Annotated in this window: 25 protein-coding genes; 23 read left to right on the top strand and 2 right to left on the bottom strand. The window is 42.3% G+C overall.

The genetic code is table 11. From position 1 onward, the window contains the following. Position 1: 1 nt before the first annotated feature. From ADP71_RS06675 to ADP71_RS06605, 15 genes are all read left to right on the top strand, one after another. On the top strand, positions 2-1,612 hold the full coding sequence (locus ADP71_RS06675) for a hypothetical protein (protein ID WP_104931820.1): 1,611 nt from the start codon (positions 2-4) through the stop codon (positions 1,610-1,612). An 11-nt stretch (positions 1,613-1,623) separates the two neighbouring features. Beyond that, on the top strand, positions 1,624-2,316 hold the full coding sequence (locus ADP71_RS06670) for a hypothetical protein (RefSeq protein WP_104931819.1): 693 nt from the start codon (positions 1,624-1,626) through the stop codon (positions 2,314-2,316). Between the two features lie 21 nt (positions 2,317-2,337). Next, complete coding sequence (locus tag ADP71_RS06665) at positions 2,338-3,243, top strand: hypothetical protein (RefSeq protein ID WP_104931818.1); 906 nt, start codon at positions 2,338-2,340, stop codon at positions 3,241-3,243. Positions 3,244-3,253: 10 nt separating this feature from the next. Further along, entirely contained in the window at positions 3,254-3,751 is a 498-nt protein-coding gene (locus ADP71_RS06660; RefSeq protein WP_104931817.1) for a hypothetical protein, read from the top strand. Further along, on the top strand, positions 3,751-4,164 hold the full coding sequence (locus tag ADP71_RS06655) for a hypothetical protein (RefSeq protein WP_171461014.1): 414 nt from the start codon (positions 3,751-3,753) through the stop codon (positions 4,162-4,164). The genes ADP71_RS06660 and ADP71_RS06655 overlap by 1 nt, the downstream gene beginning before the upstream one ends. A 17-nt stretch (positions 4,165-4,181) precedes the next feature. Beyond that, positions 4,182-5,069 carry a hypothetical protein gene (locus tag ADP71_RS06650; protein WP_104931815.1) on the top strand — a complete coding sequence of 296 codons (888 nt, stop codon included), beginning with the start codon at positions 4,182-4,184 and terminating at the stop codon, positions 5,067-5,069. 3 nt (positions 5,070-5,072) lie between these two features. Continuing rightward, positions 5,073-5,393: a hypothetical protein gene (locus tag ADP71_RS06645; RefSeq protein ID WP_171461013.1), complete on the top strand. Its 321-nt coding sequence runs from the start codon at positions 5,073-5,075 to the stop codon at positions 5,391-5,393. Positions 5,394-5,593: 200 nt separating this feature from the next. Further along, positions 5,594-6,703, top strand: coding sequence for a YkvI family membrane protein (locus ADP71_RS06640; protein WP_171461012.1), 1,110 nt, complete (start codon positions 5,594-5,596; stop codon positions 6,701-6,703). Positions 6,704-6,821: 118 nt separating this feature from the next. Beyond that, a complete protein-coding gene (locus ADP71_RS06635; protein WP_104931814.1) occupies positions 6,822-8,231 on the top strand; it encodes a hypothetical protein in 1,410 nt (469 codons plus the stop codon). Between the two features lie 2 nt (positions 8,232-8,233). Beyond that, positions 8,234-9,274, top strand: a complete 1,041-nt coding sequence (locus ADP71_RS06630; protein WP_171461011.1) for a hypothetical protein — start codon at positions 8,234-8,236, stop codon at positions 9,272-9,274. A gap of 12 nt (positions 9,275-9,286) precedes the next feature. Next, positions 9,287-10,246, top strand: a complete 960-nt coding sequence (locus ADP71_RS06625) for a hypothetical protein (protein ID WP_171461010.1) — start codon at positions 9,287-9,289, stop codon at positions 10,244-10,246. Further along, complete coding sequence (locus tag ADP71_RS06620) at positions 10,243-11,172, top strand: hypothetical protein (RefSeq protein ID WP_104931809.1); 930 nt, start codon at positions 10,243-10,245, stop codon at positions 11,170-11,172. The genes ADP71_RS06625 and ADP71_RS06620 overlap by 4 nt, the downstream gene beginning before the upstream one ends. Then, positions 11,169-11,741 (top strand): hypothetical protein, encoded by a 573-nt coding sequence (locus tag ADP71_RS06615; RefSeq protein WP_104931808.1) that lies wholly within the window; start codon positions 11,169-11,171, stop codon positions 11,739-11,741. The genes ADP71_RS06620 and ADP71_RS06615 overlap by 4 nt, the downstream gene beginning before the upstream one ends. Positions 11,742-11,753: 12 nt before the next feature. Continuing rightward, complete coding sequence (locus tag ADP71_RS06610) at positions 11,754-12,953, top strand: hypothetical protein (protein WP_171461009.1); 1,200 nt, start codon at positions 11,754-11,756, stop codon at positions 12,951-12,953. 74 nt (positions 12,954-13,027) lie between these two features. After that, positions 13,028-14,527 carry a hypothetical protein gene (locus ADP71_RS06605; RefSeq protein WP_171461008.1) on the top strand — a complete coding sequence of 500 codons (1,500 nt, stop codon included), beginning with the start codon at positions 13,028-13,030 and terminating at the stop codon, positions 14,525-14,527. 56 nt (positions 14,528-14,583) lie between these two features. Here the strand turns inward: ADP71_RS06605 and ADP71_RS06600 are convergent, their stop codons facing one another. Both ADP71_RS06600 and ADP71_RS06595 read right to left on the bottom strand, forming a co-directional pair. Then, positions 14,584-14,808 carry a hypothetical protein gene (locus tag ADP71_RS06600; protein WP_019959150.1) on the bottom strand — a complete coding sequence of 75 codons (225 nt, stop codon included), beginning with the start codon at positions 14,806-14,808 and terminating at the stop codon, positions 14,584-14,586. A gap of 352 nt (positions 14,809-15,160) precedes the next feature. Beyond that, positions 15,161-15,331, bottom strand: coding sequence for a hypothetical protein (locus ADP71_RS06595; RefSeq protein ID WP_155970585.1), 171 nt, complete (start codon positions 15,329-15,331; stop codon positions 15,161-15,163). 173 nt (positions 15,332-15,504) lie between these two features. Between ADP71_RS06595 and ADP71_RS06590 the strand changes: the two genes are divergently transcribed. The 8 genes from ADP71_RS06590 to ADP71_RS06555 all read left to right on the top strand — a co-directional run bounded on the left by ADP71_RS06590 (position 15,505) and on the right by ADP71_RS06555 (position 23,132). Then, on the top strand, positions 15,505-16,260 hold the full coding sequence (locus ADP71_RS06590; RefSeq protein ID WP_104931801.1) for an IS5 family transposase: 756 nt from the start codon (positions 15,505-15,507) through the stop codon (positions 16,258-16,260). Positions 16,261-16,468: 208 nt separating this feature from the next. Then, complete coding sequence (locus ADP71_RS06585) at positions 16,469-17,362, top strand: hypothetical protein (RefSeq protein ID WP_019959526.1); 894 nt, start codon at positions 16,469-16,471, stop codon at positions 17,360-17,362. A gap of 72 nt (positions 17,363-17,434) precedes the next feature. Beyond that, a complete protein-coding gene (locus ADP71_RS06580; protein ID WP_171461007.1) occupies positions 17,435-20,353 on the top strand; it encodes a cell wall hydrolase in 2,919 nt (972 codons plus the stop codon). 1 nt (position 20,354) lies between these two features. Next, positions 20,355-20,753, top strand: a complete 399-nt coding sequence (locus tag ADP71_RS06575) for a hypothetical protein (protein ID WP_104931794.1) — start codon at positions 20,355-20,357, stop codon at positions 20,751-20,753. 73 nt (positions 20,754-20,826) lie between these two features. Next, positions 20,827-21,267, top strand: a complete 441-nt coding sequence (locus ADP71_RS06570) for a hypothetical protein (protein ID WP_171461006.1) — start codon at positions 20,827-20,829, stop codon at positions 21,265-21,267. A 34-nt stretch (positions 21,268-21,301) separates the two neighbouring features. After that, on the top strand, positions 21,302-22,009 hold the full coding sequence (locus tag ADP71_RS06565) for a hypothetical protein (RefSeq protein ID WP_158667166.1): 708 nt from the start codon (positions 21,302-21,304) through the stop codon (positions 22,007-22,009). A 203-nt stretch (positions 22,010-22,212) separates the two neighbouring features. Continuing rightward, positions 22,213-22,578, top strand: a complete 366-nt coding sequence (locus ADP71_RS06560; protein WP_104931791.1) for a hypothetical protein — start codon at positions 22,213-22,215, stop codon at positions 22,576-22,578. A gap of 62 nt (positions 22,579-22,640) precedes the next feature. Continuing rightward, entirely contained in the window at positions 22,641-23,132 is a 492-nt protein-coding gene (locus ADP71_RS06555) for a hypothetical protein (protein WP_158667165.1), read from the top strand. The last annotated feature ends 240 nt before the right edge of the window (positions 23,133-23,372 follow it).

Genomic DNA, 23,372 nt, shown 5'->3' with positions numbered 1-23,372 from the left:
TATGGCACAAAATACTTATCAACGCCAATTAGTGGGTCAACAGTCAGGCGTACAAGTCAATATTCCTTATGACCGTACCGAACGTTTGTTGCAAGAAACAGGGGACCAAACCTTTGCCACTGTGGGTGTGTTCACTCGTGGACGCATAGACAAACCCATGTTGGTGGCTGCCAGCAAAATGAAACGTTATTTGGGTGAGCCGCAGTCTTTGCGCAAGACCCAAACGGCCAGTACGTATTTGCAAATGGTTGAAGCTTTCAGTCGTGGTGCAGCAGCTGCAGTAGTGATGCGTTTGGCCAGTGATGCGGCTTCGAATCAATGGATTTTATTGAGCCATGCTGAAGAATCACAAATCAGTTTGGTTGAAGAAGTCCCAATCTCAGGCACGTGGTTCATGGCGGTTAAATTGGCGGACTGTATCAATGCTGGTGTGTGGGTGTCGTTTGAAAAAGGCAAAAACAATACTGAAATCAGTTTGGTGGTACGTGAGCGCAAGACTAACAGCCGCGGGGTTGAAGTGGGTACGGGGGATGTGTTGTACACCGTCACTGGCTCCACAGATGTGGATGCCACTGATGACTTGAATCAGTCTTATTTCATTGCCGATGTGGCACAACGTTATTACGGTGATTGGTTGAGCATTGAGGTCAATCATGATGCCCATGCGATTTTACCTGATGATGCGTTGTTTGCTGCCAAACAAGCCAAAGCTGTGGTGCCTTATACCGATGCAGGTGTGTTGGCAGATATCCAATACGTGGCGGCTGCCAATCAAATTGGCAATACTTCTTTGCAATACCGCTACATCATGTCGGATACCAATCATGTGGCTTTGGTGTTTGCTTTAACCCAAGTAGCGATTGCTCAAAACCGCCGCATGTACCAAGCCATTGATGGCATGTTGTCACCTGAAGCGGCGATTGCGTGGAAAGACCAGTTTGAAATTGATGACCAAGAGGCAATGTATGTCGGTTGGTTATGGTCACCGCTTGAGCGTCAAGACCCGACTTACAAAAACGGCATTGTGTTGATGTCGTCTGTTGGTCAAAAAGTAGGTTTGGCTTGTGCTCGCAATGCCACTTACAACGCTTACGGGATGCCTGCTTTACAGCAACCGATTGCGGGACGAGATTACCAGTTGATTGGTACCAAATTCAATCAAACCCAATATCCGAACGATTTGGAATTGGCGCAATTGGCAGAAGCCAAAATCAATCCTTGTCTTTACCAGGAATACCATGATACCAGTGGTTATGTATGGGCAGATTCTTTGTCGGGTGCCAATAAATCAGGCATTTCCAAGTTGGAAAGTGCGGCTGAGATTGCCATTTGGTTTCAACATTATTTTGGTCGTTATGCCAAAAGTGTGTTGCAAAAGCCTATGACTGATGCCATTCGCGCAATGGAAGACCAATTGCAGCGTGTGTGCGAATGGGCGCAAGCGTCTGATTGGTTGGTGCCAAGTGCGTCTTTAGATGGTGCGGCTTTTGGCTATGTGGTGCGTCCGAATGAACGTTATCCGGATGACGAGATGGATGTGACCATCAACTTGGCCATCAATGGTGTGGTACGCCGCATCTTCATTGATACCAATATGTACTCGATTGATTGAAGGGAAACACGATGATTGAAAATTACTTAAACGATTTGGCACATCAAGTCACGCAACCGATGGTGCCGCACAATGCCCAAGTGGTGTTTGATAGTGTGGTGGTCGAAGCCAAAGATGCAGCAAGCCAATATGAATTGACCAATTTGCGTTTGTTGGTCGCCAGTGCCTTGATTGCTTGGGCGGAAACCGATGACTTGCAAGAAGGTGAAACCCCAACTGATCGTTTGAACGCTTTGTTCATGGGCATTGTGGATTTGGACAAAGATGGTGACATCAGCAGTGATGAATCCGATTATTTGGACATGGCATTGAGTGTGGCCGCCGAGTGGCTGCAATTGCAAGGTGTGGTCAATGCTGACATTGATGCTTTGTTGAACGACGATGACGACGATGTGGCTGAAAACATCATTGATTTGCTGACTGGTGTGTTGCCAGATGGTGATGATGCCATTCAGGAGGCCATCAATGAATTTGCGGGTTTGGGTGCAGCGATGGACAGTGCGGTTATGGATGCCACTTACAAAAAAGTGGTGGCGGTGCGAAATGGCCAAAAGGTTAAAATCAAAAAACGCATCAGTGGCAAAGTGCGTTTGACGGCAGCCCAAAAGCAAGCCATCAAAAAAGCACAGCGTAAATCACATAACGGCGCGGCACGTATGAAACGCGCCAAATCAATGCGCAAACGCGCCAAAATGGGCATGTAAGGTTTTATAGGAGCGTAGGGCATGACGTGGTTCAATGATTTGGTGGCTGCTGGTGTTGAGGTTTTGCAGCAAAAGTACACCATGAAGTCCAATTGGGGTTCTTTGAATGCCAATTTGTTTGCCACCATCATGCCTTGCGACAAAGATGGCAATCCGATTGCTGGCGCGATAGCCGTTTCAGCGCCTTTAATTGATAGCGCCGACATGCAACAACAATTCAATTGGCAGTCTCCATTTGAAAACGTCCCACTAGAATCCAAAAATCCAACCTTGGCTGCACGTTTGCAATCAGGACAGGCAGAACAAGTAACACAATTGTTGGCAAGCAAGATGGAAGAATACGGTGGGGCAACGGGTGAATCGGTGGCAGGTATTGTGCGGCCATTGTCTGAAGTCATGGGTGCAGCCGAAGGACGCAGCGGCATTACCAAACTTAATAGCCGTCAGGTATTTGTCGGACATGAGCCGATTAAGTTTGAGCTGACTTTGGCATTTCGTGCCTACCAAGACCCAGTATCAGAAGTGACCAAGCCCATCAAAACCTTGTGGGCCATGGGTTATCCCGCCGAAATGGCCGAAGACATGATCACAGCAGCGGTGCAATCCACTGAAGAAGCGGCTCAAACTGGCGTGACATCCACCACTGATGGCATGAAAAAACTGATTGAAACCTTGTTTCCGACCATTGCCCCGACGTATGTGTCTTTGACTTACAAAGGTGAGACTTACAAGCCACTGGTGATTGAAAGCATTTCACGCCCTTTGATCAATCCTTATTCCAGCTTTGGTGATGTGTATGCCACGGTTCAAATCAGTTTGGGAACGCACCGAAGTTGGGATCAAAAAGACTTGCAAAATATCGGTCACAGCGCGGTGAATACCTTGTTTGACAATACCGCCAGCGCTGTATCCCGTTTATTCCAATAAAGGCAAACCCATGTTCAATTTAAAACAGCAACAGGCTGCCATCAATCAAGTCACCGCTTTGGGCGAAATCGCCATTGCCAGCGAGTATTTGATGGTGATTGAAGGTTATGAACACCTGAAATTTTTAACCAAAGGCTTTGCATTGCCTTTGGCATCAGCAGAAGACAAAATCGATGTGTTTTTAGCAGGTGGTATTGTCACTCATACCAGCCCAATGGCTAAAACCGACTTTTCACATGGTTTGACCATTACTGAAACGGTGCCAGGTCATGCTTTGGAACTGTTCGAAGCAGTGGCTTATGAACGCAGTATTACCCATCGAACCAAGTTCAATTTCACCATTTATCAAGGCACTGTGGAAGAGCATGTGCGCAAATGGCCATGTATTTCAGCTTTGTTACATGGTTTTGAGCCACCTGAAATCGATGGCGAGAACCGTACCCAAATTATGCAATACGCAGGTAGCATTGCTTACCACTGTTTTGGCAGCAAGAAAGGCAATATCTGATGCTGACCATCACTTCTTTGGTAACTGAATACCGCGACACCCATGTCACCACGCTTCTGGACGAAGTTTCTTTAGAAGCTTTGTTCATTGAAGCGGTGCATGAATATCAAGCATGGGCGGCTTTGAAAGTAGAGCAGCCACGTTTGCAAACAGTGGGTGAGGTTTCAGAGTGGGTCAGCGATGAAGTGGTGGTCAATGCCAATACCACTTTGAGTGCATCTGAATGGGGCATCATCAAACCTTTGGCATATTTTTATGTCGAGCGCCAAGAAGCTTTGGTACAAGAGGCGAGTAAAAACCACATGCACGAATTGTTTGGGCGCACATCGAGCGAGATTGAGCAAGACATCACCGCTTACCGCAATGATCAATTGCGCCGTTTGGCATTTAGAATGCCCATCATCACTGTTTGATGTTTACAGGACGCTTTATGTCGATTTACCAACCCAGCTTATTCAGTAACATCACCACCACGGCCAGTGGTTTGCTGTCAGGGGTGATTGGCAGTGCAACTACAGCTTTGGGTGGTGCTGCTACCCAAGCCATCAATGGCAAGGTGTCAGGTGCTTTGAGCCAAACAGTGGCAGGTAATTTGGCCAATGCCGCCATTGGTATGGCTGCTACTGAAATCAACAAACGCGCCAATGCAGCGATTCAAAACTTGGGTTACCAAGTGGATGAGACCATCAACCAAAGTGCTGGCAAGGTGTTGTCGGCTTTGGGCTTGAGCAATTTTGGCCATCAAGCCCGCAGTGATCAAGATTTGCATTTTGCAGGTGGCTTGTCACTGAATGATATGAAACAAATCATTGAAGAAACCCGTGCAGATGAATTGTCGCGTAAAAATTTCTATGTGTTGCAAATCAATGACCGCTCAGGGCAAGCACCCACTGAGGGCAGCGATGGTAATCGCAGCTTGTTCAATTTGTTTACCACCAATTTGTCGTTCAATCCGATTGAAATCAGTGCAGAACAGATTCAAATTGGCTCAGGTACCATGAATATTCCGACTCAGAACGGGCTCACAGAGATGACTTTGAGCGTTTACGACACCATGACGGGCATTGTTAAGGATTGGGCCAAGCGCAAGGCTTTGTACCAAACCCCAAGTGATGGCACGGTGATGCCGCCTTATTATCACTGTTTTGATGTGAAAGTGATTTACGGTACCAACAAAGCCTACAAGCAATTTTACAATGAGACTTACACCATGATGATAGCAGGGAGCCAAAGCGATTTGGACCGCTCTGAAGAAGCTTTGGAACAAGTGTCATTGCGCTTTGTACAAGAATCCACCTTCATGCCCACTTGGATGTAAACCATGGCCAATCAAATTACCGCACAATTCATCTTGGGCCAAATCAACCATTGGATACACACACCACAAAACGCTTATTTGGGCAGCAATTACGGCATTGATTTGTACCAGTATTTGCATAAGCCCATGACCCACCAAATGGCCGATGAAATCATTGCCAAAATGCGTGCCGACGTTCCTGTGTTGGGCAGTGTTGCCGAAGACAGTTTGAATATTTACAGCCGCAACGATGGTTTTGACAGCAAAATCATTGTGATTGAAGTGCAAGGCTATGCGTTGGAGTTTGATTTGAATCACTTAGCAATAAAAGATACAAAAAGATAATTTCTATTTCTATTTCTATAGAATATGCATAAATTCTTATCGAAAAACATAATTATTTATAAAAATAAAATTTTTTTGGTTATATATTAACAACATAAATATAAATTTATGACAATATTATGTCGAAAATATACATTCAAGATTGATTAAAACACTTTAGATTTACCAATCCATTCATTACCCAACTCTAAGGCAAATCTATGACACAAACGCAAACACATATTTCTTGGGGGCGTGTTCTTACTTATGCAGGCGCCTTCATCGCTTTTTTGATTGGTTCAGGTTTCGCTACTGGTCAAGAAGTAATGCAATATTTTACGGCTTACGGTTATTCAGGTATCTCAGGCATATTGGTAGTATTAGTGTTATTTTGTTATGTAGGACGTGAATTTGTCATTATTGGTAATCATCAACGCTTTGAAAATGGTGGTCAAATTTATGAATATTTATGTGGACGGTGGCTAGGTCGATTCTTCGATTATTTTTCTATTTTGTTTATTTATATGTCATTTATTGTAATGATTGGTGGCACTGGAGCAACTGTATCACAACAATATGATTTGAATCCTTGGATTGGTGCCTTGGGCATGGGCTTTGTCGTAGCGTTAACAGTTATCTGTGGCTTAGATAAAATTGTCGATGTTTTAGGTAAAGTGGGTCCTGCTATTGTAGTATTAACAATCATTTTAGGCGGAATTGCCATGGCCAAAAATCCAGATGGCTTGGTATCCGTTAATGAGATTTTACCGAGTTTAAATTTGATGACTGCGTCGGGTCATTGGTTTTTTGCAGCCACTTCTTATGTAGGATTCTGTATGTTGTGGTTAGCTGGTTTCATGAGCTTAATGGGTTCATCCGCCAAGAATTTAAAAGAAATTACTCGTGGTGCAGTTTTAGGTGCGTTAGGTTTCAGTGCGGCATTAGCCATTATTGCTTTGGGTTTAATGGCTAATTTAGAATTGGTAGCAGGTTCTATGGTCCCTACTTTGAAGTTAGCTGGTTATATCCATCCTATGTTTGCTACAGCATTTTCTGTCATTGTTTTAGCTGGTATTTATACGACAGCAGTACCTTTGTTATGGCAGGCTTCGGCTCGTTTTACTAATGGTAGGTCAATTGGTTTTAAAATTTTAACAATAGTTTTAACCGTAATAGGTGTTTTTGTTGGAATGAAAATTCCATTTGATCGTTTGGTCAATATAATTTATGTTATTAACGGTTATGTTGGGATTATATTATTGGCATTTTTGTTTATTCACACCATTCAACGTTTACGCCAAACAAAGGTATTAACCCTAAAGTCACAATAAATCTCATCATTGTAAAACATGAAATATTTTTATTAAAAAAGATAGGTTAGGGAACGCCTCGAAAATAGCGTTATAAACAGCCTGATAATAAGCCTGAATCCATTTTCAGGCTTTTTTTATGAGCGACGTTTACAGTAAGGAAGACTTCAAAGAAGCCGCATTGCGCATGTTGGTAGGCAGTGATACCGAATTGGCTGAGCGTGTGGCCATGGGCGATGTGTTTGTGATCGAGCACATCGGTGCCATAGCACAAATGCTGGCCATGTTATCGTCTCAAATTGGCTTGGGTGAAACTGAGTTTTGGACCAAAGCGCGGGACTCAATGGTGCTTGCCGATGCTGCCGCCCGTCAAATCTTTCCTTATGGGACCGCTTCTAAATACCGTTTTGCCATACACAATCCACAAGACATGGCTACCACAATCCATGCAGGGCGCCGCTTATTGGACAATCGCAACCGCACTTGGATGGTAACCGATGGTGTGGTGGTGCCTGCCAAGGGCCAAGCTTATGTTGAAGCCGAGCAATTGGATGAAATGCACTTTGTTCACACCGTCACTGAATATGAATCCTTTTACCAAATTGCCTTGCCACAACCGGCTGACAATCAATTTTTACTGAATGTGCAAGTAAACGATGTTGCTGGTGCTTTGTTTGAGCATGTAGAGCGCTTTAGTAATGTGTTGAAAGGTCAAAAAGTCTGGCATTTGCACGGCAATGAAATCATGGATTTATTTGTCACTTTTGGCTTAAAAGACAAGTTTGGTTATGTACCGCAAGTCGGTGAACAAATCAAAGTCACATTGCGTTACACCCATGGCGATGTGGTGCTCAAACAAGATTCAGAGTTGAGTTTGGAATATGTACAAGCTGGTGAAGAATATTTGAGCATTTATGCCGACAGTCAAATTCAGGCCGGTTCTGATGCGCCCAATATCACTGAATTGCGTGAAATCACTCGTTATCCGTCGATTTACGATGAAAACGCGGTGTATCTGGGCGAATTTCAAGCTCTGATTGAGCGCAAACACAGTCCTTTTGTCTTTTTATCGGTATGGAATGAGATTCGGGAAGAGCAAGCTCGTGGTGCCAATGTAAACAACATCAACAAGTTGTTTGTTTCTTTCATCAAGTCAGGCATCAATACCACTGCGATGCAAACCCAAATCAAAAATACCGTATTTATGGCGGATGACAGTTACCAATTGGTGTTTGTCCCTGCGGTAGAACAAGCCATTCACATTCAAGTGGCTTTGCAGTTGAAATCCATGTATGACGAGGGCGATGTCAGCCAACAAATCAAATTGTGGTTGTTGAATCAATACGGGCGCGATTCCTTGTGGGCAAAACGAGGTGGGCAACGTATTAACAACCGCAATACGGTGCGTGAATTGACCAAAGCGATTGCCCAATTTGCTGATGGAGGTAGTGATTTGTCTATGGTGATTGAGCAGCCACAAAATCACTTGCCTGAAGTATTTCAATATGTGAGTGCTGCATCCATCAGCATCACTAATACACCGATCTAGCCATGAAAGCGCTGATTCCCTTACAACAATCGCATGAACACGATGCTTTTGAAACCGAACTCAAGCAAGTGTTTGTGGCTTTGTATCAAACGCATTTGGCAGATGCGGCACAAAACATCAATGTTTATGGTACGCCTTACTTGGGCAACCGTGATTTGCTTCAAAAAAGCTTGGTTGCTGATGGTATCGGTAATTTTGAAGCAGAGAATGTTGATTTAAGCGTCCTGAAATATTTGCACATGGCACGTCGTTATCGCAATGGCAAACGAGGCTTGCATTTACTCAATACCTATTTACGTGCGCTTTGGCGAGACGATTACAAGGCGTATCAGCTGTATTTTGTTAAAGATGGGGTTTACGCTCAGGACGCTTCTTTGTTTTCACCGACGGACATTGAAGAAATGGGGCGGTCAGCAGAAGATTTTGTTTTAACGTCACGGGTTCGCATTGAATTGAGTCCTGACTTAACGCCAGTTGATGCAATCCCTAGCGATGTTGCCAATTCATTAGACGACACTTTGCCAGCACGTTTATTCATTCATGACATTGTGGTGCGCCGTGATGTGAATGGCGGTGTGAATATAGGTCAACACAGCGACTTCTTTTCAGTGACCAGGGAAACCGTGGTTAAGTTTGAGGTTGAAGAGGCTGTGTATCTGACATCTAAACCTTATCCAACTGATGAATTTGAAGCGCTACAAACCAGTGTGAGTATTCAATCGATTGAGATTAAAAATGTGATGGTGGCGCTGGACAATATAGAGCCTGAAGCCATTACAAGTAGCGCCATCATTGAAAGCGCACAGCTTAAAAATGTGTTGGTCAGTCAAGAAGCGTCAATAGAAGCCATTACAAGCAGCGCCATCATTCAAAGCGCACAGCTTAAAAATGTGTTGGTTAATCAAGAAGCACCAATAGAAGCCATTACAAGCAACGCTGCCATTGAAAGTGCGCAACTTAAAAATGTTTTGATTACCAATGATGCTCAGAGCGAGGCATTAAGTTGCAGCATCTTAATACAAGAATTTCATATAGATGATTAGAAAGGATGATATATGTCATCAATTCCTGAGTTCTCAGCCAAAGTTGAAATGTGCGGACGTTTTAAATTGGAAGTGTATAAGCAAAGCACTGGTGAGCTGGTTAAGCAAACCGACTGGTTTAACAACATTGTCTTAAACCAAGGTTTGAATTTGGCTTTTAATAAAAATATTTTTTCTGGTGTGGCGGTAGGCACAGGTAACAGCACGCCAGTGGTGACGCAAACCGATTTAGATTCCCGTTTTGCGGCCACTACAACCGCAGTAGGTAGTGATATTAAAACCATTATTGATGCTGATGTACCGTATGCGTCATTAATTAAGCAATTTCGTTTCAATGCTGGGGTTTTTAACGACCAAGTTTTAACAGAGGTTGGTATTACAACGAATGAAACAGGCGCATTGCTTTTCAATCGTGCATTGATTTTAGATGCCAATGGTCAACCGTCATCTATTCAAATCAAATCTGATGAATATCTTGATGTTAAAGTCGAATTGAGAATGTATGTGTCAAAAACACCAACAACAGGAAGCTTTAATTTAACAGATAAAAATAATCATTTGATTCGCTCTCATTCATATCAGTGTTTGCCATCTAAAATCAATACATCTATTTTTTATTCACTATCAAGTGGTTTTTCAAGTGGTAACGGCTTTGGCCTACAAGCATATCCAAATTCAATGTCTACAAATATTTTTACGGGTTATCCAAGCGGTAGTACGATATTTTCGACTTCTAATACCAGCGTAAGTAAAACCTATCTTTCTTATGTTAATGATAGTTATTCAGCTAGATTCCGTATTGTTGTGCCTTTGAGTCTTGGCAATGCCGCTGCAATAAAATCATTTTTACTTGAAACTTATATGATTGCATTTCAATTTCAATTAGACGAGACCATCCAAAAAACGGCTGATGAAATATTTACTATTTTCTTTTCAGTGTCTTGGGGCAGATATACAGGGGTGGTTGAATGATGAATATTGCGATAGGTGTGCAGGGGCGTTTTCAATTCACCAAGCGCAACACTGTTACACATGAAGTCACTCAAGAAACCGACTGGATGGACAATATTGTCTTAAACAGCGGTTTGGATTTAATGGCGGCTGGTAGTTGGTTTGGGGGTGTTGCTTTGGGTACAGGAAACAGTACGCCAGTGGTAACGCAAACCGATTTAGATGCTCGTTTTGCGGCATCTACAACGCAGCAGGGCAGCACTGTTAATGGCGTATCAAGCGAAGTACCTTATTATGGCTTTTCACGCAAAACCTTTCGCTTTGCCGCTGGTGTCTTCAATAACACCATTTTGTCCGAAGTAGGTATTTTGTCAGGCAACACATCATCGGCAATTATCAATCGTGCATTGATTACCGATGCACAAGGCAATCCGACTTCAATCACCATGCTTGCAGATGAGTATTTGGATGTCACAGTAGAGATTCGTGTTTATCCGAACGCTACCGACCAAACAGGCAGCATCAACATTATGAATCGCGATCAAGTGTCGCAAACAGTCAATTACACGATTAGGCCAGCTAATGTCAACCAAGCCGCAAGTTACAAAATTGGCACTTCAATGCGAGCGACAGTGAGTACTTCAGGCAATATGTTGGCGGCTTATAGCGGCGCGATGGGTGCGGCTGAATACATTCCAAGCGGTACAAACCGATGGGTGTCGAGTACGACTGCCATTACCCATACCATGGCAGCGTATGTTGGCGGTTCTTTTCAAGTGGTGCACACGGTATCTTTGCCGGTGGCCCAAGGCAATAGCAGTTTGTCATCATTTTTGATTTATACGCCTTTGGGCTTGTACCAAATCGGTTTTGATGTGGCTTTGTCTAAAACCAGTACCCAAACGATGACATTCAAGTATGTTGTATCTTGGGGGCGCAAAACATGATTCCCAACAATCAGCTCTCTAGCACGCCCATTGCTGATGAATTTTTAACACCTACACGCATGTACCCACTGGTTGATTATGAGTGGGGCGGCGTGGGCATTCGTGACTTGTCGCAAGGCCGCGATGGTTATCTGTGGTCCAGTTCATATGTAGACAACAAAATCATTCTTTCCAATCAATTGGGTTCGCATGAAATTTTGACTGTGGCCAATGTGGAGCAATTGAGTTTTGCATTTGACTTGAATATGAATCCATATATTGCTTACAAATTACTCAATGGCCAATCTTATTTATATTGGTATGACAGTACGGTCAATGCAGCTGTTACCACACCGTATGGCACAGTTTTATCACCAATGCTGGCCTTGGATGATATTAGACCCAATCAAAACGCCAATGCGGATGTGATTTTTGCGTATGTTAGGGATGGAATGGTGTATGTCAGGAATCAGCGTGAGCGTTTTCAAACCGAGCATCAATTGGGTGTATTTGATGCGATTGTACAAATGGGCATGATGAGAAATTACCGGCTTGGTTTCATCAATGTCAAAGTGAAAAAATATTATTAAAAAGGAAACATTATGAGCAATATCGCTGCTGACATTGTAGTTCGTATTACCCATGCCGGTTTGCTGGCTGCATCAAGCAATCCGCCTGATCGCAATGGTTTCCAAATCCAAATTTACCAAGCTAAGGTTTATGATGGTACTGGTGTATTGCGTGGCACTTATCCAACCACAGGCTATCGTTTGAGCGATGGTACTGTTCGTGTGAGCGTGATGATAGGCGTGGCCAATGAAGCCACTTTTGATTTGTACCGTATTGATTTAATCGACAAGACCAGTAATGTTGTGTTTGCCCAAGTTCGCCGTGAAGATAACTCAGTCATCGATGAGATTTTTGGTAAGAAAAAAACCATGCTCAATTATTATTTGAAATTGGGGTTGATTGACGACCAAAATATCAATATCACGGTATCGGCAGATGATGAATCAGCAATTACCATGCAATACTTAGATGAACACATTGCAGACAAGGATGCCCACAACCATCCTGATACCATTAATGAAGAAACCGAAAACACAGTTTACAACGGCTTGCATACCCATAAAATTGATGTGGCCACCACTGAGGTGAAAGGCATTGTTAAATTGGCCACATTGGCTGAATCACGGGATCGTGATAATGAATCAGTGGCCATTACACCAGCCTGTATGGTGGATGCGATTGAGGCGGCTATTGGTGGGATTGATGGCATTGTGGATGCCACAACCACACAAAAAGGTGTGGTCAAATTAGCCAATACTGCAGAGGCTAAAGATGCTGACAATGAAGCTGTGGCCATGACACCCAAACAAGTGGCCGCATTGTTGGCCAATGTATTGCCCGCTGGATTTGTGATTCACCAAGGTATTTACAACATTACGAACAATCAATTGGGAGTACCACAGCCACAAACTTTTGTGGTTAAGGCTGACTGCAGCAAGATATTGATTCGGATGTCAGGTCGCTATGTTCGCAATGCCAACAATGGCGAAACTTCGCAAGGTGTGGTTAAACGGATGTTGATGCAATACAAGCTCAATACGCGAGATGGTGCCACAATAGACAATAATTACACCACCGTACAAGATGTATCCAAATTCATGGGAACAACGTCAGAACAATGGGATGAGTTTTTTTACCATGAGGCTGAAGTCAATCGAGTGTTTAAAGCCGGTGATATGATTCAGATTTATGCGGAAACCTATACGCGCCTGGTGATTCAGCTCATCAAATAAACAGTATAGGGAACGCTCTAAATCAGCCACGCTAAGTCACAGCATAATAACCTCAATTAAATTGGGGTTTTTCTATGCCAAGCAAACAATCCACCATCCTTGACAGCCAAGGCTTGCCGTTCTTAAACACCACTGCTAACGACATCGAGCAATCAGCCAGCCTCAGTGCCATGGGCATTGATGCGGTGTCTATCAGTCAGGTGTTGGCTGCTTCTCAAAATCCAGCACGGCAACGCTTCGATATTTACCAATCTTATGCTTACATGATGGGGGATCCTATCATTGCTACGGCTTTGAATTTACATGTCACCCAATCACTAGGTGCGCATGAAACAACCAGTGAGGTATTTTTCATCGAAGCCAATGCCGATACCACACCTGCAGAATTGAAAATCATTGAAGAGCTGCAAGACATTCTGACCGAACAAATCAACCATTCTGCTTACCAATTGAGTTATTTGGCCACCGGTTATGGCGACGCTTATGCGCGCATCTATGGTAAAGAAGGCAAGGGCGTTCAGAAAATCCACATTGATGACGTGTTGTTACCGCCTTTGGTGCAGCCGATGGTGTGTGCTGGTGTGGATGCAGGCTATGTATTGTCATTGGAAGGCAGTAAAGATGCTGCTTTGACCAATATGCAGTTGGCACGATTTAAAATGCCGCGCATGGGCTTTGTGCCACAGCAACGAATGCTTTACAACGCTTGGCAGGCCAATTTGCTCAACGATGATTGGGAAAACCACAAGCCTTTGCCCGATACCATTGGTGGCTCATTTTTACAGGACGCTGAACGCCCATTCTTTTTGCTGCAAAATGCCTTGATGGGTTTGTCGTCCAGTCGCATCTTGGATGCGGTGCGTGAAGCCTTGGTCACCATCAACATGGATGGCATGACCGAAGACCAACAAAAAGAGATGTACAACAATGTATTGGGCATTTTGCAAACATCTAAAGCGCGCGTGGCCTCTGCCATCAAAAACAACCGTCCCATCACTGAAAAAATCATGCACATATTGCCGGTGCACAGCGACAAACAAATGATGTCGGTGGACAACGGGGCCATGTCAGGGGCAGGCAATGCCATTGGTTACAGCACCGAAGACGTGATGTTTTACGCCAAAATGCTGGCGGCGGTATTGGGTCATGATTTGTCGATGTTGGGATTTTCAGAAATCTTATCAGGTGGTTTGGGTGAGGGTGGGTTTTACCGTGTTTCAGCCCAAAGCGCACAGCGTGCCATCATGATCAGACAAGGCTTTACCAACTTTGTGAACCACATCATCGATGTGCATTGTCAATTGAAATATGGCGGCGTGTTTAAAAAACGCCCTTATGAAATCACCTTTATTGGTGCTCAGTCGGCATTAGAGAAAGAAAAGCAAGACACGCAAGAGCGTCGCTCGGTTGCCGCTTCGACCGTTTTGCAAGCGTTCACCCAATTGAAAGACGTGGGCTTTGATGAAAAGGCTTCAAGCAACTTCATGCGCCGTCAAATGAACATGGATGAAGATGATGCACTGATGTATGCACAGGCATTGGCTAATAATTTAGATAAGGGTGAAACGGAGTAAATTAAAAAAGCTAAATAGGGATATTAATAGTTAATACTGATATCCCTGTGATGCAATTAAGGGGTAGGTTTTTGAAAATCTACTACGGTATAAAGTTCTGGTATGGTGCCATTATTACGTTCATTTTTAATTAATGACTTTTTCGTTGGATGCCAACGTTCAATTAAGAGAAGTAATTCTTCAAAACAATGAGAATCTACCTTAATTGTATAAGATTGCAGCTTTTCATTATTTGGGGAAAAATGGTGTAAAGCAACCATCTCATAACCTAACTTGGTCATTCAATTTAAAATCATTTTTTCGACTTTAACCGATAATGTAATGCAAATATTACATTATGTTTTTAATCTCAAATTGAAATTCTAATCAGCATCGCGCTGCCGAAAACCAAACTTTTAATCATTGATAATCGATCACATCTTGATTTTACTGCTGGATATTTTTACAGGACGCCCATTGGATGTTTATCGGACTATCCAATTAGTTACACTGATGTGATTTTAAACTGCTTTTTTAAAAAATTCTTGATTAACGATGATTGAATGATGACCACAGTGTGTGTCTTACAATTTTAATGGATTTTTTGCTAGCAAATATATTTTGATTCAAACCTCTGATTCAATGAATCAATTTTTACCAAAACAAATATTCCAATACGGTAAAACCCAAAGCAACCGGAACCACCCAAAAACGAATTTGATCTTCGTAATAACCAATGTAAGCATCCTTATGTAACCAATAAAGATACAACAAAAACAATTCAATAACCAAATTCAATAAAAAATCTTTAAAAAATTCAAACACGGTACTGATGCTCCTATTGCAATCCAAATCCAATCAGTCCTTTTTTATTCACACTCCATCACCTTCATATGGCCATTGATAATCATCAATTTAGGGTCTGTTGAACATTTGGATGGATAGGATAGAGGACGTTAAAATATTATCGCCAAACAACTTTTAATCGCCCTCTATCCATGCTTGCAACCATCATCACAGAAGAACAATGGCAGAAGCTAAAGTCCATTCTCCTAGATTTGAATGTTTATGACAAACCCAGTTTGAAAAAGACTTTTTTAGGAATCATTTATCGCCTCAAAACGGGTTGCCAATGGCGATATTTGCCCAGTTGTTATGGAAAGGCCAATACTGTATTCAAAGCATTTCGTAGGTGGTCGGCAACAGGTTTATTTTATAAATTATTCAAAAGGTTGATTCAAAGCGCTGATACGGAATGGGTTTCAATTGATGCGACTCATATTCGAGCACATCAGAGCAGTGCTGGGGCCGTAGGTGGTGGCGATCAAAGTATCGCCAAAAGTATTGGCGGCAACAGTTCAAAAATTCATTTGGCAGTTGATGCACATGGTAATCCGCTTGAGTTTCTTGTGGGCGATGGCATTACTCATGATATTAAAATAGCACCGATGTTGCTGCAGCTTTTGGACTTGAAAGATACTGAGTTTTTAAATGCAGACAAAGGTTATGACTCTGAAGAATTTAGGAATTTGGCTTATTCAAAGGTAGTACGTGCCAATATTCCACGGAAGAAAAATGCCAGAACCAGTAACTCACATATGGATTGGTTGATTTACCAGGCTCGGCATGTGGTTGAAAACACTTTTGCCAATTTAAAACATTACCGAGCATTGTCCAGTCGCTACGATAAGCTGCTAAACAGTTACATTAGCACCGTAGCACTTGCTTGTGGCTTGATTTGGTTGAAATTATGAATGTTCAACAGATCCTAAAATACATCGTACACATTATGGTGTTTAAAAGCAATAATATTACTTGACATTGCCATTATTCATAGCAGGAGTGAGACAATTTTTTTTAGTTAAAGTTCTTTTTCTAGATTCAGGGAACGCCTCAAATCCTTCACCCAAACCTAGCCCACAATATCACTTTGTGGGTTTTTCATTTTAGGCAGGGTACATCATGGCAAAAAACAAATCGGAAATCATCCGTTACAACATTACCGACCGAGGGCGCAAGCACATCGGTAAGCCGCGCAATTTCAACGTGGCTCAAGTGGTGCGTTTGATTAACGGGCCGCAAGTGCAAGAGATGGTCAATTCAGGTGACATGTATGGCTATTTGGGGCATGGGGTAAGGGCTGAATGGGGCATGCTTCCGAGTGAAACCGTATTGGCCAATGATGGCCAAGGTCAAAAATACGTGGCGATTGAGCCGGCCATCCGTACCATCCACATCACTGCCAGCCAAGATGGAACCATCGAGCACCAAGCTGAGTTTTTGGACAATGAATTGGGTCGTAAAGCTTGGGAATGGTATCAAGCCAAAATCGGTGGCTTTTCAAGTGTGTTCACACCCACTCCCGAAGCCCCGACACAATTTTACGGCTTTGATTACGTGATGGTCCCTAATTTTGCCACCAATCGTGGTTATGAAATGGTGATGGACGGTGTGTTTGATTTGGATCGCCTGACTTCTAAGCAGCAAATGGAATGGCTCAAAGCACGTGACATCGAGCGGCGTGTGGTGATGGACAGTGTGCGTAATCGACTTGGCCAAGTTGTCAGTGATTTGGAAATTGCCGACGTTGTAGTGGAACAAGAGCGTTTAGAAAAACAGCAAATGGCATCTGTATTGGATGATGCTTTATGGCGTTTACAGGACGCTGAGCATCGGTTACGTCAATTTGACGTGAAGCCTGAGCCGATGTTGAAGCTGGATATTTCTGAAACCAATTGGCTGTCACAAACCAATACACAAGCGGTGTTAGACAGTTTGAATGAATATGCGGGGAAAACTCAAAAAATGCCTTTAATGGTAGATAACTGGTCACCGATTGATGATTTGTTCAAGTGAGGGAACATCTCTAAAACACCCTCACAGCCGCATTGATAATGACCCATTGCAAACCACGTAATGGGTTTTTTCATGTCAACCAAATTGCAGATTCAATTACAGCACGACGATGATGGATTTTTAATCGGTAAAAAGCGCATCAAAACGCTTGAAAACACCGTCGCTGCCACGCACAAAAACAGTGAAACCATTTTAAACCACATCAAGATACAAAAATCAGGGCAACGAATGGTGGTTTCAGGACGCTTGCGGCTGGACGGTAGCAGCCAAGGTCAATCCACGCCAACAACACAGCGCAAACCGATTGTTCAAACCAACCGCCCACGCTTGGCCAACACCTCAAATAAGGCTCAACAAATCGGAAATGCCAACACGGCACATCCTTTGGCCAATCAAGGTGAGCATCAAAAGAAAAAACAATTGACCCGTGAGCAGCGTCGTTATCGCGATGCTCAAGCTCGCAGCAATCACCGTCAAGAATTGATGCTCAAAGAAATCAACAAGAACCTCAAAAACAATCGAAGCAGCTTATTGTCGTGGATGGGCAAACTTTTACCGCTACTGGGTATGCTTGCATCTAGTTTGGGGTTTTTGAGTGCAGGCGGTGGTCTTTTGCGCAATCTGCTCAAATCACCGTTGCTGATACCAGGGCGCAATCCGCAAACACCAAGAAGACCACCAACATCGCCAAATCCTAGCGTACCACCGATTGCACCACCCAATTCCAATCCAAGTCCAGCAGGTCCAAGTAGCTCAAAGTGGGAAATTTTAAAACAAGGTTTGAAGCTGATTGGCAAAGGCGGTGCACTTTCTGCTTTGTTTGCGCTGTTTGAAGGTATTAGTGTCGAGCAAAGCGACCTTGAGCGCCATGAAAAAAACAAAGAACATGCTAAAAACTTTGCAGTAGCTGGCGGTGGTGTGGCTGGCGCAATGGCAGGCGGTGCGGCAGGTGCTGCTATTGGCTCTGTTGTGCCTGTACTTGGTACGGCAGTTGGTGGTGTTGTCGGTGCAATTCTTGGAGGCTTAGGCGGCTCTACTTTGACAGAATATTTTGTTGAGCGTGTGGATAAGGCGATTGATAAAGATTTAAGCAAAAAGATGTTTGGATCATGGAAAGGCTTTATTGATGTTGCCAAATCAGGTGCTAGCCATCTTTGGCAGTCATTAATTCCTAGTAAATTTCAAACATTCTTTGACAAGCTTGGTATTGATTCGAGTTCCTTATGGTCAACAGTGAAAGGACTTGCTGATACCACATGGAAAGGCATAGGCATAGCGGGTATTGCTTTATGGAAAACCATCGTTCCTGAAAAAGTACAGGTGTTTTTTGACAAGCTGACAAGTCTGGGTAAAGAGGCATTTGATGCGTTCAAAGAGGGTTTTAACCGATTGTTTGAAGCTATTGCTAAAACGCCAGTTGGTCAAACTATTAGTGAAGGATGGAATACTGTGAGTCGCTATGCTGGCGATGCTTGGGAAAAAACCAAGCAATTTGTGGGCGTAGGCGATGATAAAAATATGTATAGCATGGATGCTGGTGCAGAGACCCCAAAAAGACAGAATATGGGCTCAATGGATGCAGGGGTTGAAGTACCTAAATCCAATCAACAGGCACAGCCAAATGGTCGTAAATTGACTACTTGGCAGGATTTAAAACTAAAACGCGTTGATGCGAATTTCAAAGGAAAAACCGTTACCGAATCAATCGGTGGAGGTAAAACCGAACAAGGTACGATTGAATTTGCAAAAACCATGCAAGATAAACTGGGTAGCCGTTTGCATTGGTTTAGTGCATTTAATGATGTTTGGCATCAAGTAAATAGTAAGAACTCTAAACATACACAAGGCTTAAAATTTGATATGACTCTCAACAATCAGTCAGGGAATAAAGCCAGTGAGGCAGAAGGACGTAATTTAGCCCCTAAGATTGTTCAAGAGATGCATGATGAGCTAAAGAAACAAGGATTTAAAGACAAAAAAGATTACATCATTCGAGATGAATATACCAAACCATCAGGCAAGGCAACCGCAGGCCATATTGATTTTGAATGGCAAAGCAAAGAAGCTGCTGCTAGGTATGCAAACATGGTTACTGGCAACAATAAACCGACAACGCAGCATGTTAATCAACAATCGGGGCAAGGCACTCCGTCCAATGCCAATGCTACTGGTCGAGTTTTACAATTGACAGACCAAGACATTGAAAATTTGATTAAAGTAACAGATACCGAAGTGGTTAAATTCAAGGATCAAGCTACGTTTGAAGCACAGGCTAATGGAGTAATGGATACTTTGCTAAACAGGCTTGAATCAGGCGTATGGGGTAACTCTATGAGTGATGTGGCCAATGCTAAAAATCAATTTACCAAAATCAATGGGCCTAAAGGCTATTATGCCAACGGCAAGTGGGTAGATAATAATCCTTATGGTTCGGTACAAAATATGCCCTCATCGGCTGTTAGCGCAAGAACGAGAGCCTATGCCATGAAATACATAAAAGAGCGTGAAAATGGCCGCCCGTCTAGTGTTGGTAGTCACTTACACTATGCTAACCCAAACATGTCTGATGAAAAAAATAAAAAAGCATGGGTTAATGACATGGAAACCAGTGCAAGAAAAGAGGGCATGGTTTTTGGGGCTGGTAAAAGCATCCATGTTCATGGCACTACCAAAGATTTACAATCTCGCCGACCAGGTGCATTTAGAGTGAGTCTTGGTTCTAAGCCAAGTCAAACCAAGCCAAAACTGCATCAAGTTAAAACGCCGCCTGTGGTTCAACCAAAATCACAACAAGTTGCTGTGAATGCTAATAATGTTGCTTTAAACGCTGCTAATATACAGCCACAAGAGGTTAAGCTACCAGCATCAAGCAGAGGTGCTGGCGTGGCCTATCAGGGGAGCGTGGGAGGTCAGATTGCCCATGCGCCAATCAAGCGTCAGGTATCACATCCTGAAATTGCGAATGTAACGAGTGGTGGAACGGGAGCTTAAGTTGAAAGTATCTAAATTTATCTTTAGTTTAGCATTGTTAAGTGTAGGGCTTGGTGCCAATGCTGAGTCAGTAAAAAATCAATTGCTCGGTAAAAAATTGACTATTGATGGAGCTAGCTGTGCTGGCCTTTCATTTTCAAAAAATGGCAAAGATGCTTTTATGTATGATGAAGCTGGATTTACTTGCGAGCCAAATTTAAATCTGAGAGTACGTTGGCTTGATGATAAAACATTTATCTTGTTTGAAAAAGACAGAACTAATGATATATCGCCCCCGCGAGCATTTTTGTATCAGGTACAAAAAGCCAATAACTTGAAAGTTACTTTGTCAGAGATTTGGACTGGTTGGAATCAGTATCCTGACGAAAAGGTAATTTATGATATTGATGTTATGAAGTAGTCATACTGTAAACATTTATAAGATGCTTTTTTAATGTGTATTATTACTACGTCATTATTGAAATGGAATTGATATGTTCAAAAAATTAATGTTGGTATTTTTGGCTTTATTGATAAGTGGTGCGGTTAATGCAACCAATTTGATCAAAGAGAGCTATGGTAATTGGTATGGCTATGAAGAAGCAGTATCAATTTCAAAGCAAGGTTTGGATAAATATGCTCAAGCTGTAGTAGATTGTGGTGGTGTGAAACACAAAATGTCACAAAATATAGCGATTTATTCAGGTAGTGAATTGATTGCACGCATTGAGGAGGCTATAGAGTTTGGAGATGATTCTAAAAGTTTAAAAGCCGCCAAATTGATGATTCATCCAGATAAAAAATACCAAGCAATTGAAATCCTTCCGCCAGAGTGCGCTGATGGTAGCGTGACGTTTGTGCAATTAAATGCCAATACTGGTTTGTATATTGAAACTGCGCCAGATGATGTTTTTTATGTAATTAAGAAAAAGTAAAAATAATTGGTGATTTTTGAATTTAGGGCTTTATATGAACTACCGCATGAAAAAATACTTTGTAAGTTTATTACTACTGGTTGGATGTGTATCGTTGGCTCAGGCTCAAAACATACAGGAGGGCACGTATGTTGGTAGTAGAGGTAAAGTAGCTAATATTACTTCTTATCAGCATCAAGGGATAAATCATTATGAGTTGATTCTTAATCAATATGGGTTTCATCGTTTTTTTGCACCAGTAAAAGATAAGATGATTATTAACAAACCATATGTTTTCAAGGCAGAAGCAAGTGCGCATTATGAAGATGATGCATTGAGTGATTGTAGAATTACCGCATTATGGGATAGCGAGGGCACATTAGAATTAAAAGGTGATGATAAATGCCTCATGGAGCGTAGCTTATTAGGTGCTTTTGTATATTCTGAGAAATCTAGCCTTATTCCTAGTAAATATATAGGTAAATGGGGCAGCACCCGATTGTGTGATGGTGATAGGTCTGCATGGATTAGAGACAGCAGCTTAACCAATGATTTAGATTGGGGTAGTGCGATTGTATTAAATACAGAGGAGAACCCAGATGGTAGTTTGAGTGTTGATGGGGTTGAGGTATATGAAGATTCTATGAGTGCATCACATTTTAATTTAAAGCTAGTTGGTAATGTGCTTTATCTTAAAGGTGAACACCATGTAAGCAATTTTGATGATAAGTTAGTGAGATGTATTAATCAAAATAATGATTGAGCGAAGGTCTGTAAATAGTTACAGGCCCTTGTGTGGGTGAGGATGAGTTTTTAAATGGCATGTTAACGGCCCTCAAATTGAGGGTCATTGTTATAGTTTGCATAAGTTGAACAAAATAAGCACTAAGGTTTTTATCTTAAGTGGATAAAATCGATTGGTTGCAGCCTGAGTTTCTTGGGCAGTGCTAAAAAAGGGGTTAGATAGTGAAAAAAATATTATGTGCAGTATTGCTTGTTTTGAGTGTGTCAGCTCAAGCTGAAGATAGATGGTTTTTAGCAGAAGAAACCGAAACCGAAAAATTATATGTTGATACCGAATCAGTCACGTTTGGAAGTGTTTGGCTTAAAACTATTTTTAAGCAGGAGGTCTTGGAAGGTGTCGGTGCAATTGTGATGAATCTAAAGTTCGATTGCTCAAATAGAACAGGGGGAGCGGCTACAATATTGGCATATGATAAACAAGGTAACTATTTACCTTCTGACTCTGATACAAATGTTGATGTGTTAAATGATCCAATTACACCTGAGTCACGTGCTGAGCAGGCCTTTTTAGTAGCTTGTTCTGAATGAAATGCTATTGGAATAAAATATGGTTATAATAATTTTATAACCGATTAAATCTATATGAGCTGATGATGATGTTTAAAAAGATAGCGTTAATTTTTGGTTTAAGCTTGAGTTCAATTAGCATGAATAGTAGTGCAGATGACGCTTTACCTATCCAAACAATCCAATCGCTTTATAGTCACTCTATGGAAATGAGTAAGCATATAGAGCACTTTAGCAACAATGAGCTTCTTGTTAAGTTTGCTACACCTAGTTTAAAGAAGGTCTTTAATGCAGATAGTGCTTATGTGAGTAAATCAAAAGAATTGGGTTGCCTTGATCATGATGTTATGTGGCAAACAAATGATTCAGCAGAGGGTGCAAATTTATATCTTCAGCAGGTAGACTATAAATTTATTGTAGTTGGTATTGGTGCGACAGAGGGCTTAGAGGCTCGTTCAATCACATATGAAATGAGCTGTAATGCCAATGAGTGCAAAATTGATGATTTATGGTATGAGGATCAATCCTTCAAAGAGGGTATGACAGCTTGTTTGAAGGAGTTGAAAGCACTATGAATATTTATGCTGCCTTTACTCAGGCAGCTTTTTGTTTTATGATGCGCTCAAGGTGTCGAAACCTTCCCCATAAGCGGTCATCACTGCCGTTATTAAGTGATTTTTTTTCGTCCATAGAATTCGTGTATCTATTGTTTAGGCAGTAGTGCGTCAAAGTTATGGTCGAGAGGGCGGCTAATATAATACCCGCAAGGGAAATACGCCCAGCCTGCTTATGGGGGCTTTCGAACCTCTTGACCG

Source organism: Vitreoscilla sp. C1 (assembly GCF_002951955.2).
Taxonomy (GTDB): domain Bacteria; phylum Pseudomonadota; class Gammaproteobacteria; order Burkholderiales; family Neisseriaceae; genus Vitreoscilla; species Vitreoscilla stercoraria.
Note: the sequence above shows the minus strand (reverse complement) of the source record. Positions and strands in the feature narration are given on the sequence as shown.